Origin of the sequence: Bradyrhizobium sp. YR681 (assembly GCF_000282615.1) — a bacterium.
Taxonomy (GTDB): domain Bacteria; phylum Pseudomonadota; class Alphaproteobacteria; order Rhizobiales; family Xanthobacteraceae; genus Bradyrhizobium.
Window position 1 is genome coordinate 23,158 of the sequence record NZ_AKIY01000248.1, and the last position, 15,160, is coordinate 38,317.

15 protein-coding genes are annotated in these 15,160 nt (G+C 65.3%); 11 read left to right on the plus strand and 4 right to left on the minus strand.

The window, feature by feature from the left end:
* Window positions 1-35 precede the first annotated feature (35 nt).
* Window positions 36-443 carry a hypothetical protein gene (locus PMI42_RS26920; RefSeq protein WP_008140022.1) on the plus strand — a complete coding sequence of 136 codons (408 nt, stop codon included), beginning with the start codon at window positions 36-38 and terminating at the stop codon, window positions 441-443.
* Window positions 444-453: 10 nt separating this feature from the next.
* Here the strand turns inward: PMI42_RS26920 and PMI42_RS26925 are convergent, their stop codons facing one another.
* Both PMI42_RS26925 and PMI42_RS26930 read right to left on the minus strand, forming a co-directional pair.
* Window positions 454-1,656 carry an FAD-dependent monooxygenase gene (locus PMI42_RS26925; RefSeq protein WP_008140024.1) on the minus strand — a complete coding sequence of 401 codons (1,203 nt, stop codon included), beginning with the start codon at window positions 1,654-1,656 and terminating at the stop codon, window positions 454-456.
* Between the two features lie 19 nt (window positions 1,657-1,675).
* Complete coding sequence (locus PMI42_RS26930; RefSeq protein ID WP_008140025.1) at window positions 1,676-1,921, minus strand: zinc-finger domain-containing protein; 246 nt, start codon at window positions 1,919-1,921, stop codon at window positions 1,676-1,678.
* A gap of 306 nt (window positions 1,922-2,227) precedes the next feature.
* Between PMI42_RS26930 and PMI42_RS26935 the strand changes: the two genes are divergently transcribed.
* Together PMI42_RS26935 and PMI42_RS26940 are read left to right on the plus strand one after the other, a co-directional pair.
* The gene (locus PMI42_RS26935) at window positions 2,228-3,361 is read left to right on the plus strand and encodes a hypothetical protein (protein WP_008140027.1); all 1,134 of its coding nucleotides are present in this window, start codon (window positions 2,228-2,230) and stop codon (window positions 3,359-3,361) included.
* A gap of 119 nt (window positions 3,362-3,480) precedes the next feature.
* Window positions 3,481-4,236: an alpha/beta fold hydrolase gene (locus tag PMI42_RS26940; protein WP_008140029.1), complete on the plus strand. Its 756-nt coding sequence runs from the start codon at window positions 3,481-3,483 to the stop codon at window positions 4,234-4,236.
* On the opposite strand, the gene PMI42_RS26945 is transcribed toward PMI42_RS26940, so the two are convergent.
* The gene (locus PMI42_RS26945) at window positions 4,222-5,598 is read right to left on the minus strand and encodes a hypothetical protein (protein ID WP_035966733.1); all 1,377 of its coding nucleotides are present in this window, start codon (window positions 5,596-5,598) and stop codon (window positions 4,222-4,224) included. The genes PMI42_RS26940 and PMI42_RS26945 overlap by 15 nt on opposite strands.
* A 290-nt stretch (window positions 5,599-5,888) precedes the next feature.
* Here PMI42_RS26945 and cysE point away from each other — a divergent pair, with 290 nt between their 5' ends.
* Window positions 5,889-6,713: a serine O-acetyltransferase gene (gene cysE / locus PMI42_RS26950; RefSeq protein ID WP_008140033.1), complete on the plus strand. Its 825-nt coding sequence runs from the start codon at window positions 5,889-5,891 to the stop codon at window positions 6,711-6,713.
* 162 nt (window positions 6,714-6,875) lie between these two features.
* The gene (locus PMI42_RS26955; protein ID WP_007602550.1) at window positions 6,876-7,094 is read left to right on the plus strand and encodes a DUF3126 family protein; all 219 of its coding nucleotides are present in this window, start codon (window positions 6,876-6,878) and stop codon (window positions 7,092-7,094) included.
* A 217-nt stretch (window positions 7,095-7,311) separates the two neighbouring features.
* Here the strand turns inward: PMI42_RS26955 and PMI42_RS26960 are convergent, their stop codons facing one another.
* Window positions 7,312-8,220 carry a LysR family transcriptional regulator gene (locus PMI42_RS26960; RefSeq protein WP_008140040.1) on the minus strand — a complete coding sequence of 303 codons (909 nt, stop codon included), beginning with the start codon at window positions 8,218-8,220 and terminating at the stop codon, window positions 7,312-7,314.
* Between the two features lie 191 nt (window positions 8,221-8,411).
* Between PMI42_RS26960 and PMI42_RS26965 the strand changes: the two genes are divergently transcribed.
* Genes PMI42_RS26965 through PMI42_RS26990 form a run of 6 tightly spaced genes read left to right on the plus strand, consistent with a single transcriptional unit; the run spans window position 8,412 to window position 15,146 of the window.
* The gene (locus PMI42_RS26965; RefSeq protein WP_008140042.1) at window positions 8,412-9,440 is read left to right on the plus strand and encodes a transporter substrate-binding domain-containing protein; all 1,029 of its coding nucleotides are present in this window, start codon (window positions 8,412-8,414) and stop codon (window positions 9,438-9,440) included.
* Between the two features lie 49 nt (window positions 9,441-9,489).
* Entirely contained in the window at window positions 9,490-10,683 is a 1,194-nt protein-coding gene (locus PMI42_RS26970; protein WP_008140045.1) for an ABC transporter permease subunit, read from the plus strand.
* Window positions 10,680-11,813: an amino acid ABC transporter permease gene (locus PMI42_RS26975; protein ID WP_008140046.1), complete on the plus strand. Its 1,134-nt coding sequence runs from the start codon at window positions 10,680-10,682 to the stop codon at window positions 11,811-11,813. Before PMI42_RS26970 ends, PMI42_RS26975 begins: the two co-directional genes overlap by 4 nt.
* A complete protein-coding gene (locus PMI42_RS26980) occupies window positions 11,810-12,592 on the plus strand; it encodes an amino acid ABC transporter ATP-binding protein (protein WP_008140048.1) in 783 nt (260 codons plus the stop codon). The genes PMI42_RS26975 and PMI42_RS26980 overlap by 4 nt, the downstream gene beginning before the upstream one ends.
* 59 nt (window positions 12,593-12,651) lie before the next feature.
* A complete protein-coding gene (gene glyA / locus PMI42_RS26985; protein WP_008140049.1) occupies window positions 12,652-13,953 on the plus strand; it encodes a serine hydroxymethyltransferase in 1,302 nt (433 codons plus the stop codon).
* A 23-nt stretch (window positions 13,954-13,976) separates the two neighbouring features.
* Window positions 13,977-15,146, plus strand: a complete 1,170-nt coding sequence (locus tag PMI42_RS26990) for an aminotransferase class V-fold PLP-dependent enzyme (RefSeq protein ID WP_008140051.1) — start codon at window positions 13,977-13,979, stop codon at window positions 15,144-15,146.
* Window positions 15,147-15,160 lie beyond the last annotated feature (14 nt).

Consider the following 15,160-nt stretch of genomic DNA (forward strand, 5'->3'; position numbering starts at 1 on the left):
AGGCATTCTCAATCCACGGGGACTATTCATCCGGCATGACTGTTTCGCTTTCCTCATCCCCGCGCGTCCGCGGCGCGCTCGTTGTGCTGCTCGCGGGCTTCGCGCTGTCCGGCTGCGCCGGCATGAGCGAGACGGTCGCTCCGGCCTTCGCCGACCCCGGCAAATACGAATTGTATGACTGCAAGCAGCTCGAGGGCGAGCGCAAGGCGCTGGCCGCCCGTACCGCCGATTTGCAGAAGCTGATGGACAAGGCGGAGACCGGGGCCGGCGGCGCCGTCGTGTCCGAGCTCGCCTATCGCAACGACTATGTCGCGGTGCGCGGCTCGGCGCAGCTTGCCGAAGACGCCTGGCGCCGCAACCGGTGCCGGGAGACGCCGCCCAATGCGGCACCGGCGACGGCTGCGCCGCAGCGGCCGGACATAAAGCCCGCGCCGAAACGCTAAGGCTTCCGCATCAGGGCCGCCAGCCGTAGATCCAGTCCTGCCGCGCCAGCATGCGGTCCGGGCCGAGCGCGCGGATCGCAAGGTCGCGCGCGATCGCGAGCGGTCCGCCGAGATGATAGATGCGGCCCTGCTGCCGCGCGGTCCTCTGCACCCGCCGCACCCGCGCCTGGCGCGCGCGGCCATATTGCTTCAGCGCCGCATCGATGCCCGCGGTGCTCTCGGCGGCTTCGAGGCTCACATGCCCGGCGAGCACAGCGGCGTCCTCGATCGCCATGCCGGCGCCTTGCGCGGCAAAGGGCAGCATCGCGTGCACGGAATCGCCGAGCAGCGCCACCGGGCCGTCGCTCCACGGGCAGCCGTCGGGCACGCCGAACAGCGCCCATTTCCGCCAGCTGTCGACCGCGGCGAGCATCATCCGCGCCTGCGGCGGCCAGCGTGGCGCGGCGAAGGCATCCATCACCTCGCCGGGATCGCCAGGCGTGCTCCAGCCCGGCCTGTTCCAGGTGCCCGGCAGCACCGCGACCACGTTGATCTGGCGCCCACCCGCGATCGGATAGGCGACCAGATGGGCGTTCGGGCCCATCCAGAGCTGGACCCGCCGCGCGGTAAAATCCTTCGGCAATTGCGTGGCGTCCAGCGTGCCGCGCCAGGCGATCAGCCCGGAGAAGCGCGGCTGCACCTCGGGAAACAGATGCTGGCGCACCGTCGACCAGATGCCGTCGGCCCCGATCAGCGCGCTGGCAAGATCGCTGCGGCGAATCGTGCCGCTGCGATGGACCACCGTCAGCCCCTTGGCGTGAGGCGCGACGTCTTCGAAGGTCGCACCCAGCTTCAGGTCGATGTCGGGATGGTCGGCAACGGCACCGGCCAGTGCCGATTGCAGATCGGCGCGGTGCACCACCCAATAGGGAGCGCCGGCGCGCGCTGAGGCGGCTTCACCCAGCGGCATGCGCAGCAGCTCGCCGCCGGCCCGCGCGCTCATGATCGAGACCGCCTCCGGGACGACGGCGCGCAGCTTGAGCCGTTCGGCAAGACCGAGCTCGACCAGCACGCGGCTGGCATTGGGGGAGAGTTGCAGGCCGGCGCCGACGTCCTCGAGACGCTCGGCCTTTTCCAGCACGACGATGCGGAAGCCGCGGGCCGCGAGCGCCAGCGCAGCGGTTAGTCCACCGATGCCGGCACCGGCGATGACAATCGTTCGGGAGAGCGCCACCCCTGACCGATGGATGCGGTCAGGCCACCTTGTCCTTCAGGACGCATTCCGGCGGACGGGCTTCACCGGCCTTCAAATCCGTGGCGAAGCGGTACAGCGTCGAGCAGTAGGGGCAGATGATCTCGTTGTCGTTGCCGAGGTCGAGGAAGACGTGCGGATGGTCGAACGGAGGATTGGCGCCCACGCACATGAACTCTTGCGAGCCGATCTCGATGACGGGGACACCGGCATCGTTATGGAAGTGCGGGACGACATGATCGGACATCGTAACTCATCCTGGAGTGGCAGTGGCGGCAGACACAATCAAAGCTGACGCGGTATCTTTTGCGACGCCGCGGACCATACTGGGGGGTACGGGTGATTGCTAGTCCAGTGGAACCGAAAGGTCCGCATTGCCCCATGCTCATTTGCTCATGCAAATTCGACACAATCTTGTCGCCCCAGAGAAGCCCTTCTTTCGTCGGGGACGTTGTGTCGCAATTTTGGCATACTATGTCTGTGGGACGCGTGCATTTGCGACGAAAGACGAATCATCAGGCGCAGGATCTCAAGGACCGTCCGGGTTTTCCGCATGAAATGGCTGCGAATCACCTCTGCGTTGACCGGTATTGCCGCATGCAGCTTCCTGCTCGCGCAGGTCGCGCCGCACGCCCGTGAAGCCGGTGCGATCCTCGCCGCGAGGGACGATCCTGCCGCCCTTTCCGAGCTCAGGCTCGATGCGCTGCTGCGGCAGAATGACCGCCTGGTCCAGGACAATATCGAGGCCGCGCTCGCATCGGGCGACGCTGACCTCGCGGACAGTTTCGTCGCGCTGGCACGCGACCGCGGCATCGCGCTGCCCGACGAACTGCTCAATCGCGTGAGCGAGGCGGTCAAGGACGAGAACTCCACGTCACACTTCGCCAAGCGCTTCGCCACCGGTCTCGTCACCGGCACCGCCGACGATGTCGCGAGCCTGTCCGGAACGGTGGCCGGCGATCTCTTCGTGATCGGCGACGTCAGGGACGTGGTCCGCGAGGGCAAGCACCTCGCGATGGGCGAGGACACCGACCATCTGGTGCTCGGCCTTGCGACCGCGGGCCTTGCCGTGACGGCGGTGACTTACGTGTCGGTCGGCGGTGCCGCGCCCGTGCGCGCCGGGCTGACGCTGGTCAAGGATGCCCGCAAGGTGGGACGGCTCGGTGAGGGGCTTGCGGCATGGGCCGGCCGCTCCGCGCGCGAGGTGGTGGATGCGCCGATGCTCCAGAACGCGGTCGCCAAGGGCTCGGTGTTCCGCCCCGGCGAGACCGTGAGCGCGATCAAGGCCGCGTTCCGCGTCGAGAAGGCCGGGGCGCTGGTCCGGCTCGGCAAGGACGTCACGCGCGTCGCCGAGAAGACCGGCACGCGCGGCGCCATGGATAGCTTGCGCATCGCCGAAGGCCCGAAGGACGTCGCGCGCGCGGCCCGGCTTGCGGAAGCGCAGGGCAGCAAGACCCGCGCGATCATGAAGCTGCTCGGCCGCGGCGCGCTGCTGCTGATCGGCGGCGCGTTCAACCTGACGATGTGGCTGTTCGGGGCGGCGCTGACGTTGTTCGGCCTGCTGTCCTCGATCAAGGCCACCACCGAGCGGCTGACGCAAGGCTGGTGCGACCGCAGACGGGCGCGGCGGCTGCGCCGGGCGCAGGCCGCCGCCGAAGCCACTCTGGCAAGTGCGGCCGCCGCCTGAAGCGCGATCGTCGCGCCTCAGGTTATAGTTTGGGCATGATCCTGCCGGAAAACCGCTGCACACTTTTCCGGATCATGCGCTAAGATCACTCATCCCCCCAACGACTTGCGGAACTGCTGATGCCGAGCTTTCACAACGGCGCCGTTGAAATTGCCTATCTCGACGAAGGCGAGGGCGATCCGATCATCCTGGTGCACGGCTTTGCCTCGAGCAAGAACGTGAACTGGGTCTATCCGACCTGGGTCTCGGAGCTGCGCAAGAACGGCCGCCGCGTCATCGCGCTGGACAATCGCGGCCACGGCGAGAGCGCCAAGCTCTACGAGCCCGCGCAATATTCCATTCCCACCATGGCCGGCGACGTGCTGGCGCTGATGGATCACCTCGCGATCCCGCAGGCCGACATCATGGGTTATTCGATGGGCGGGCGGATGACGGCCTGGCTCGGCCTCAACGAGCCGCAGCGGCTGCGCTCGGCGATCCTCGGCGGCATCGGCATCGGCGGCCTGATCGAGGGCACCGGGCCCGGCGAGAACGTCGCCAAGGCGCTGGAGGCGCCGTCGCTCGACGACGTCACCGATCCCGTCGGCCGCACGTTTCGCGCGTTCGCGGATCAGACCCGCTCGGATCGCGTCGCGCTTGCCGCCTGTCTGCGCGGCACGCGCGACCTCATGACGAAAGAACAGGCTGCGCGCATCGACGTGCCCGTGCTGATCGCGGTCGGCTCGACCGACGACGTTGCAGGATCCGCGAGCGCGCTCGGCGCCATCATTCCCGGCTCGGAGGTGCTCGACATTCCGAACCGCGACCACATGCGCGCGGTCGGCGACAAGGTCTACAAGACCGGTGTGCTGGATTTTCTCTCACGCCGCGGCTGAGGTCTCGTCCGCGGGTTCGTCATCGCCGAACGCGCGAAACAGCGCCATCAGCACCACGAAGGTCGCAACCCACACCATGCGCGCGCCGTAGCGGTCGTGCGGGCCGGAGATGACGGCGCAGATGAAGGCGTTGCCGAGCAGCGCCAGCGTCACGGTCGCGGCCAGCAGCGTCAGATCGTCCAGCCGGCGCTTTGCGAGTGCGTGTGCGAGCAATGCGACCAGCCCCAGCATCGAGGTCAGCGCGACCGGCACGTGCAGCCGGTTGACGATGCTGAAATCGAGGTCCCAGTTCTGCTGGCGCGCCGCGCGCATCGGCGCGGCCTGGGCGGGGACGTAGCGCTCGATGATGCCGCGGGTGTGCGGGATCCAGCCATTGGTGCCTTCGCCGGTCGCCACATGCAGCAATTGCTGGCCCATCGCCCGCAGCGCAGCGCCGGCCTGCCAGGCCGGATAATCGGCGAGCGATTGCACGACGATGGTGCCCATCTCGTCGTTCATGCCTTCGAAGCGGCCGAGCGTGTTGAACATGCTGTTGCCCCACAGGAACTCGTCGGCGCTCGCCGGCAACTGGTTGCGATAGGGACAGAGCTTGAAGTTCTCGCGCGGGCAGCGGTCATTGAGGAAGCGCGCGACGATGCCGTCCTGCATCATGCGGCCAAAGGCGACGCCGTAGCCGCCGGGCGTCCAGGCCCATCTGCCCGACAGTGCATGGTTCGCCGACACCAGCATCGCTGCGCCCACGACGATGGTCAGGCTCGCCTGCGTCAGTCCGGCAGTGGGCAGACGGCGGCGGACGAACGGCTGCACCATCCATCCGGCGATGCAGAGCCCCAGCAGCACGCCAAGGGTGGCGCTGTGGGTCGCGGCGGCAAAGGCGGTGAAGACGAACAGCGCGATCTTCTCGAGCGTCGACGTTCGCTGCCCGCCGACGACCAGCAGGAACAGCGACAGGATCGACAGCCCCGCAAAGATGTCCGTGAGCAGCATGCTGGCGAGCCAGGGCAGCGCGGTCGACAGGATCAGGAGCAGGCTGATCGCGACGAAGCGGAAGGTCTGCATCATCGAGAGCACACGGAGCGTGAGCTGCAGCAGCCACAACGTCACCAGCGACTGGACTGCGATGTTGATCCAGAACCCAAAACTCTCGCCATAGTGCAGATAGAGGCCGAACACGGTGGAGCGGCTGGGCACGAGATAACCTTCGTACCACCGCGCCAGATAACCGCCGGTATCCCACTGCAACAGCGGATAGCCGTTCCAGAACGCCGGCGCGATCATCAAAAGTGGCAAGGCGAGAGCGGCGAGCCGCAGCCATAAGGTATTAGCGGCGCGCGCGCGCAAATGGTCGGTGGTGGTGGTCAAATCCGCTCCGTCGTCGCCCGGGACCATGCCCGCAATAAGGGTTGGGGGAGAATTCACCAATAGTTTGACGCTGGCCGGCTTGAATTTGCCAAAAGCCTGACCATTTCTAGCCGACCTTGCCGCCTGGGGGCGTCAAAAGAAACTGTTGTGTTTCAACGCGTTGGTAGGTTTTCGCGGGGACAAGGTGCTGTTCACTCTCAGGCAAGCCCATCAGGACTTTGCCGCCTAGACTGTGCTATAGAGCCCGCAAAACGAGCCCATCGAACGAGCAGATCCCAGAGAGAAAACTCATGGCAGTGCATCAGGTCAATCCGGGAGGAAAGCTCGCATCGCTCGATCCGATCTGGGATCGGATCCGCGGCGAAGCGGAGGACATCGTCCACCGCGAGCCCGAGCTTGCGACCTTCATCTATTCGACGGTGCTGCATCACAGCCGCCTGGAAGATTCGGTGGTCCACCGTGTCGCCGACCGGCTCGATCACGCCGCGCTGTCGGGCGATCTGGTGCGCCAGACTTTCGATGAAGCGCTGCGCGACGATCCCGATCTCGGCAACGCCTTCCGCGCCGATCTCGTCGCCGTCTACGACCGCGATCCCGCGACCTCGCGCTTCATCGATCCCTTGCTCTACTTCAAGGGCTTTCACGCCATCCAGACCCATCGCCTCGCGCACTGGCTCTGGCTGAAGGGCCGCAAGGATTTTGCGTATTATCTCCAGAGCCGCGCCTCGGCGGTGTTCCAGACCGACATCAATCCCGCCGCGCGCATCGGCCGCGGCATCTTCCTCGACCACGCCACCGGCTTCGTCTGCGGCGAGACGGCTGTGATCGAGGACGACGTCTCGATCCTGCACGGCGTCACGCTCGGCGGCACCGGCAAGGAGAACGAGGACCGTCATCCGAAGATCCGCCATGGCGTGCTGATCGGGGCCGGCGCAAAAATCCTCGGCAACATCGAGATCGGCCATTGCGCGCGCATTGCCGCAGGCTCGGTCGTGGTCAAGCCCGTGCCGCACAACGTCACGGTCGCGGGCGTGCCCGCCAAGATCGTTGGCGAGGCCGGCTGCGCCGAGCCGTCGCGCACCATGGATCAGATGATCAACGCCATGGGACTTTGACATGGGACTTTGACATGGGACTTTGAGAAGGGGCTTTGACTCGTCAGTTGCGGGCCGGATTTTCCGGCCCTTTTCGTCCCCAAATTCTTTGGCAATTCGTGCTGGCGGTTCGCCGCGTCTCGTCCTAAAACGCGGCCAGCCAATTTCGATCGGAGACTTGCCGTGGACGTCAAAGAAGTCAGAAAGCTTGACGCGTACCTGAAACGCGTATTCGGCAATCCCAAGATCCGCGTCGTGCCGCGGCCGAAGAAGGACGATTCCGCCGAGGTCTATATCGGCGAGGAGTTCATCGGCGTGCTGTTCGTCGACGACGAGGACGATGATCGCTCGTTCCAGTTCCAGATGGCGATCCTCGAAGACGATCTCGTCGATCAGGAATAGTTGACGCCCTTCACCTCGCCCCGCTTGCGGGGAGAGGTCGGATTGCATCGAAGATGCAATCCGGGTGAGGGGGACTTTCCGCGAGTCTAACTGCTACCGTCTCCGGGGAGAGTCCCCCTCACCCCAACCCTCTCCCCGCAAGCGGGGCGAGGGGGCGCAGCCTCCCTGCTGATGCACTCTGGATTGCTTCGCTGCGCTCGCAATGACGAGGGGCCCTTCACCGCCGCGCCGTCATCGACGCCGCCACCGCGCGCAACTCGCCGACGAATTCCGCGATCGCCGGATTGCGTCTTTCCCCGGTGCGAAACGCGACGAAGATCCGCCGCGTGATGATCGGGCGGATCTCCTTGAGGCGCAGCGTGCCGATATGATCGCGCCCGCGCAGCCCCGGATTGATCGAGACCGAGCAACCCGCCTCGACCATGGCCCGGACCACTTCAAAGCTGTGGCAGCGGGCATTGACGATGGGATCGAAGCCGGCATCGCGGCAGGCACCGACGATCACGTCCGAATAGGTCGCGGACGTCGTGTCGAGCACCCATCGCTCCGTCGCAAGCTCGGGCAGCGTGAGGTGAGGCCGCTCGGCCAAAGGATGGTCGCGCGGCAGCAGGACGTGGAGATGATCGTCGAGAAGATGCAGCATTTCGACCTGCGTCTCCGAGAGGCTCGCTGACGTCGTGAGGTCGTCGACGATCGCGACGTCCGTCTGCCAGGCGCGCAGCGCGGCGAGGCTGTCGTCGGGCTCGAGCTCCTCGAAGATCGTCGCCAGATCCGGGAAGCGCGTCGACATCGCGCGGATCGTCGGCGGAATGAGCGAAGCGGCGATGGAGGGAAACGCCGAGACGCGCAATTCGCCGGCGACGGTCTTCTTCAGCTCCGCAAGATCGGTCTTCGCTTCCTCCAGGATGCCGATGACCCGCCCGGCATGGTCGACCAGCCGCTGTCCCGCCGGCGTCAGCCGCACGCCGCGGCCCCTGCGTTCGACCAGCTCGACCCCGGTCTCGTCCTCGAGCTGTGCGATTTGCTGCGAAACCGCTGACGGAGAGATCAGCAGGGCTTCGGCCACCGCTGCCATTGTTTTTCGCAGCGAAAGCTCACGAAGCGTGCGGAGTCGGGCGAAATCCATCTGGCAGCTCCAGCAAATGCCTAGAACGCAATCATGCATATTTTCTAATGTATATGGAAAAATTAATTAAGTAGACCAGAATTGTTTTGCCCCTGTAGCCTTCACGTCCAGAGCAGTTCGGGCGCTTCACAAGAGGAGCAAATCCCAGGCCCGGCTGAGATGAGTGACGACGACAACAGAGGGGTTTTCGGATGGCTCGTTCCAAGTTTCTGGTCGCTGCGCTGGCCGCGGCATCGCTGTGGGCATCGGGCGCATCCGCCGGCGTCCTCGACAACGTCAAGCAGCGCGGCGTCCTCAATTGCGGCACCGACAACACCGCCCCCGGCTTCGGCTACCTCAACACCAAAACCGGCAAGATCGAAGGATTGGACGCCGATTTCTGCCGCGCCATGGCCGCGGCCGTTCTCGGCGACGCCAGCAAGGTCAACTTCGTCATCGTCACCGACAAGAGCCGCTTCAACGCTCTTCAGACCGGACAGGTCGACGTCGTCTTTGCACATACGACCGTCAAGCCGGTGCGCGAATCCGCTGTTGGCATCGATTTCCTGCCGATCAATTTCTACGACGGCACCGGCATGATGGTGAAGGCGGCATCCGGCGTGAAATCCGTCGCGGAATTAGACGGCGCGACGATCTGCACGACGCAGGGCTCCGGCACCGAAGCAACGCTTGCCGCCTTCGTCCGCGTGCGCGGCTTCAAGACCACCAAGGTTCTCACCTTCGAGAATCTCGAGAAGCTGTTTGGTGCGCTCCAGAGCGACCGCTGCAACGCGATGTCGACGGACAAATCCGCGCTCGCGGCCTGGCGCGGCAACTCGCCCAAGCCGGACGATTACACGATCCTGCCGGAGACGCTGAACAAGTCGCCGTTCGCCGGCTTCGTCATCGCCAACGATTCCAGATGGCGCAATCTGCTGCGCTGGGCGACCTTCGCGCTGTTCCAGGCGGAGGAGTGGGACATCAATTCGGCCAATCTCGCCGACCGGATGAAGGACGAGACCGCCTTCGTGCAGAAATTCCTCGGTGTGAAGGACGGGTTCGGCAAGGACTTTGGCGTCGCCGACGATTTCGTAGCCAGCATGATCAGGTCCGTCGGCAATTACGGCGAGATCTACGACCGCAATCTCGGGCCGAAGACTCCATACTTCATCGATCGTGCCGGCACGCCCAATGCGATGTGGACCAAGGGCGGCGCCGAGTACTCGCCTCCGTGGAACTGAGCCACATGAGGCGAGCCTGACAGGCTCGCCTCGACCTCGGGAGAGCGTCGTGAGCACAGAGATCGCCGAATATCACAGCATCCGGCCGGCGCGGCGCGGCCTGCTGATCGCGTCCAAATGGCTCGTGCAGGCCGCGATCGTGATGGTGGTGGCGGGCCTCGTCATCTGGCTCGGCCTTGCGGTTCGTGAGGCACTGGCTCGCAAGGGCATCCAGTTCTCGTTCGGCTATCTCGGCAATGTCGCCAATTTCAGTCTCAGCGAAGGTTTTGTTCTCTCACGCGAGGGCAACTGGCCGGTGCTGGAGCTGTTCTCGCCGTCCCACAGCAATCTCCAGGCGCTGCTGGCAGGCCTTTGGAATTCGCTGAAGGTCGCGCTCTCGGCGATCGTCCTCTGCACGATGTTCGGGACGCTGGTCGGCATCGGCCGGCTCTCGACCAACTGGCTGGTGCGCAACCTCTGCTTTGGATGGGTCGAAGCCATCCGCAACACGCCGCTGCTGATCCAGATCGTGTTCTGGTATTTTGCGGTGGTCCTGCGGTTTCCGCCCGCCAATGCCGCGTCGAACTGGTTCGGCGGTCTTCTTGCCAGCCGTTCGGGTGTGTTTTTCCCTGGCATTGCGATCTCCGAGCGCGCGAGCATCGGCTCCTGGGGATTGCTCGCCATCACCTTCGCCCTGGTCATCGCCTGTGTCGCTCTGCGTGGATTGCGGCTCCGGCTGATCCTGTTGGCGGCTGCGCTCTCGGTTCTGGTCGCAACCGCTGTCGTGGGCTTCCCCCTCGGCCTCGACCTGCCGGTCGCGACGCGCTTCGGTGCGCGCGGTGGCTTTGCGATTTCACCTGAGATGACGGCGCTTCTGATCGCGATCGTCGTCAACAGCTCCGCCTATGTCGCCGAGATCGTCCGCGGCGCGATCGAATCGCTGCCAAAGGGGCAATGGGAGGCCTCGGCCTCGCTCGGATTGTCGCGGTCACACACGCTGCGCGACATCATCCTTCCGCAGGTCTTCCGGATCGTCCTGCCATCGCTTGCCAACCGCTACATCAGCCTGACCAAGGACACCTCGCTCGGGATCGCCATCGGTTTCCCCGACCTGTTCAACGTCTACGGCACCGTCTCCAACCAGACCGGGCGCAACCTCGAAGGCGTTGTGATCGTGATGCTGACCTACCTCGCGCTGAGCTGGATCATCAGCGCCTGCGTCAACGGCCTCAACGCGCGCGTCAACGGACGGAGGGGGCGATGAGCACGCTCGCGCTGCATTGGGTTCACCGCAACCTCTTCGCCAAGCCGTTCGATGCCGCGTTGTCGCTCGTCGTCATCCCGCTGCTGGCCTGGGCGGTCTATGCCTTTGGCCATTGGGCACTGATCGATGCGCATTGGCAGGTGGTCGGCGGCAGCTTCAAGGTTTTGATGGCCGGCATCTATCCCGCCGACCAGTTGTGGCGGGCATGGTTCGCCGTCGCGATACTCTGCGCGATGTTCGGTGCAGGCCTCGGCCTTTCGGTTCGCCCGGGGCGAGCCGCGTTGACGGTCGTGGCATCGCTCGCGATCCTGATCGCGGCCGGGGTGGCCGCCGCGATCAATCCGCATGCCGGTGTAGTCACGGCCATCAGTGCCGTGCTCGGCATCGCGGCATGGATCGGCGTCCATCACGCGGCCGTGGACCAGCGCATCGTGCTGTCAGGGCTCCTTGCAGGGGTGGTCGCGATCTTCGTCGTGCTCTCGCCGCCGGGCTTCGAGGTCTGGGGTGGTCTCTTGCTCAGCGTCGTCCTGACCATTGCGGTCTCGATCCTGACCCTGCCGTTCGGCATCCTGCTCGCGCTCGGCCGGCAAAGCCGCGTCACCAGCCTGCGCCTGATCTCGACCGCCTATATCGAGACGATGCGGTCGGTGCCGCTGATCCTCGTCGTCTACTGGATCTGGATCATCGTGCCGCTGCTGGCGCCTGATACGTCGGTGCCGGGCCTGCTGCGGGGCATGGCCGGCTTTGCGCTGTTCTTCGCAGCCTATGTCGCCGAATATGTCCGCAGCGGACTTCAGGCGGTCCCAAGGGGGCAGATCGAGGCAGCGCGTTCGCTGGCGATGAACACCTGGACGCTGAATGTCGAGATCGTCCTGCCGCAGGCGCTGCGGGTCGTCATTCCCTCGCTGGTCGGACAGATCCTCGACATCTTCAACGGCGCGACGCTGGTCTTCATCATTGGCCTCACTGATTTCCTGCGCGCAGGACAGATGATCCTTGCCGATCCCCAGAACAGCGGCCGGACCTACGAGATCTACGTTTTCCTGTTCGCCGTGTATCTCGCCATCGGCGGTGCCATCACCTACGCCTCGCGCCGCCTCGAAGCCCATCTCGCAAGGGGATCACGATGACCGCCATCCAGAGTGCGTCGCGCGACGCCATCGTCAGCATCGGCCATCTCAACAAGTCCTTTGGCGCGTTCCATGTCCTGAAGGATGTCGATCTCGACGTCGGCCGCGGCGAAGTCGTCGTCATCATCGGCGCCAGCGGCTCGGGGAAGTCGACCCTGATCCGCTGCGTCAATGGCCTCGAGATGTACCAGAGCGGCCGCCTCACGGTGGACGGCTTCAGCATGCCGACGGAGGCCGATCGTGCGATCGGCGGCGAGAAGGAGCTGGCCAGGATCCGCAAGGGCGTCGGCATGGTGTTCCAGCAGTTCAACCTGTTTCCGCATATGAGCGCGATCGACAATGTCGCGATTGCACCGATCCGGGTTCGCGGCCGCAAGCCTGACGAGGCGAGGGCGAATGCATTGCGCCTGCTCGATCGGGTGGGCCTGCGCGACCACGCCCACAAGCTTCCAGCCCAGCTCTCCGGCGGTCAGCAGCAGCGCGTCGCCATCGCGCGGTCGCTGGCGATGGAGCCGCACATCATGCTGTTCGACGAGCCGACCTCGGCGCTCGACCCCGAGATGGTCGGCGAGGTGCTCGACGTCATGCGCGAGCTCGCGCGCGAAGGCATGACGATGATGATCGTGACTCACGAAATGGGCTTCGCCCGCGAGGTCGCCGACCGCGTCGTCTACATCGATCACGGCCGCATTCTGGAGATCGGCACGCCGGCGGAGATCTTTGACCGGCCGACGCACGAGCGGACCAGAACCTTTCTCTCGCGCGTGCTTCGTCACTGACGAAGCGGCCGCAATCGACGCCACCGCAAAATTCCGATCACCTGGAAAGAGGATGACACATGTCAATTTCGACGGGCGCAGCCCAGGCCCTTGCCACCGACCTCAACTGGCACAGCTTCTTCGGTGCCGATGCCCATCAGGCCGGCGCTGACGTCGTCGCGCTGATCGACCAGGATCGCAAGAGGGAGGCGCTGTCCCTCAACATGATCGCCTCGGCCTCCTATGCGCCGCTTGGCCTGCGCCAGATCGAGGGGACTCATCTGGTCAACCGCGCACCGATGGGGCTGCCGGGCCGGCGCAGCGTCGCCAATTGCGAGGAGCTCGACGCGATCGAGAACCTCGCGATTAACAGGGCGAAGGCGATCTTCGGCGCCGAATACGTCAACGTGCAGGCACTGTCGTCGACCATTGCCAATGTCGCCGTCCTGCGCGCGATCCTGCCAACCGACGGCGCCCGGCTGCTCACCTTCGACGAGCTCGCCGGCGGCCATGTCAGCCACGGCGCGATGCGTCATATCACGGGCGGGAACCGCGAGGTGGTCTCGTTCGGCGTGACCCGCACCGGCGCGGTCGATCTGGACCAGGCCCGCGATCTCGCGCGCAAGACGAGGCCGCACGTCCTGCTCGCGGGCCCGTCGTCGTATCCGCGCGAGATCGATTTCGCGGGATTGAAGACCATCGCGGACGAGGTCGAGGCGCTGCTCTTCACCGACATCGCCCATGTCGCCGGCCTGATCGCGGCCGGCCTTCATGCCAATCCGGTTCCGTACTCCGACGTCTCCACGAGCTCGACCCAGAAGACGTTATGCGGACCGCGCAACGGCGCCTTTGTCTTCGCCAGGGAGCGTTTTGGCGCCGCCATCGACGCCGCAATCTATCCCGGCCTGCAAGGTCCCGCGGCCTCGAACATGATCGCGGCGCGGGCGGTGCAGATGGAGATGATCACCCGACCGGCCTTTGCGCAGTTGATGCGCGATGTCGTCGCCAATGCAAAGGCGTTCGGTGCGGGCCTGGAGGAGGGCGGCGTCGAGCTTTACACCGGCGGCACGGACTCGCACATGATCATGGCCTATACCGGCGAGAGCTGGACGCAGCCGGAGTTGGTCGCGGGCCTCGGCGCTTACGGTGTGATCGGCAACGCCATGCGCGCGCCAGGGCTATCGGGTGAGCCGCGTACCGCGTTCCGGTTCGGCAGTATCGCGCTGACGATCCGCGGCTTCGATGCGACCGAGGCAGGAAACCTCGGGCGCGAGGTTGCGGACATTCTGCGCGCCGGCCCCAGCGCTCCCGTTGATGCCGCGCGGCTGCGTCGGCTGAAGGATCTGGCGAACGCCCATCCCATCCCGTCCTTCGTCGATTGATCCTGCAAATAGAGCCATTGATCATGAATCGTCCCTACGACGTTGCTGCAATCCGCAGCCAGTTTCCCGTGACCGAGCGCCTGCTCTATCTCGATTCCGCCCACCAGACGCCGCTCGCCACCAGCGTTCGCGAGGCGCTGCTCGGCTTCTATCGGGAAGGCAGTGAATTCGGCGGCCCCAAGCCGGTCTGGCTCGATCGGGTCGAGCAGGTTCGTGCCCGCGCGGCGAAGCTCCTCAATGCTGCCCCATCCGAGATCGCTTTCACCAAGAACACGTCCGAGGGCATGAACATTGCCGCCAACGCATTGCCGCTCGTAGCGGGCGACAATGTGCTGCTGGTTGAAGGCGACCATCCCAACAACGCCTATGCCTTCCTTAATCTGCGCCGCAAGGGCGTCGAGGTTCGCTTCGTGCCACTGACGGGCGAGACGGCGCGTGCCGACATGTTTGCGCCCCACATCGATGCCCGCACGCGCGCGATCTCGCTCTCGCACGTGACCTTTCACGCGGGGCACCGTTTCGACATCGACGGCATCGGCGCCCTCTGCGCCGAGAAGAGGCTCTATTTCGTCATCGACGCGATGCAGTCGATCGGTGTCGTCCCGCTCGATGTCGCCAAAAGCGGAGCAAGCCTGATCGGGGCGGGCTGCCACAAGGGGCTGCTGGTGCCGCAGGGCCTCGGCATCCTCTATTGCCGGCAGGGCCTCGACGAGCTCCAGCCGGCCTATTTTGCCATGTCCAGCCTCGCTCATCCGCCCGGCGACTACATCGCGCGCGCGGACAACATGACGCCGAAGCCGGACGCCGGGCGCTTCGAGATCGGCAATCTCAATCTGCCCGACATTCATGCGCTCGACGCCTCGCTCACGCTGATCGAGAGCGTCGGCCTGTCCGCCATCGAGGCGCATCTCTACGATCTCGGCGACCGCCTGATCGGGCGCATGGACGATCTCGGCGTCCGCCTCGTGGGGCCGCGCGACCGCGCCGATCGCTCGCCGCACATCTACGTGCTGGATCTGCCGGCGGATGCGTGGGCCGACTATTTTGCGAGCCGCAACGTGCGCGTGTCCCCGGAGCGTGACGGCATCCGCGTGTCGTTCGGCCTGTTCAACACGGCGGAGGATGTGGACCGGTTCGCGCAGGTGATCGCCGAGCGCGGGATGTTGCCGGCCCGCGCGGGCGCGGCTGCGTGAATATCATGGATGTA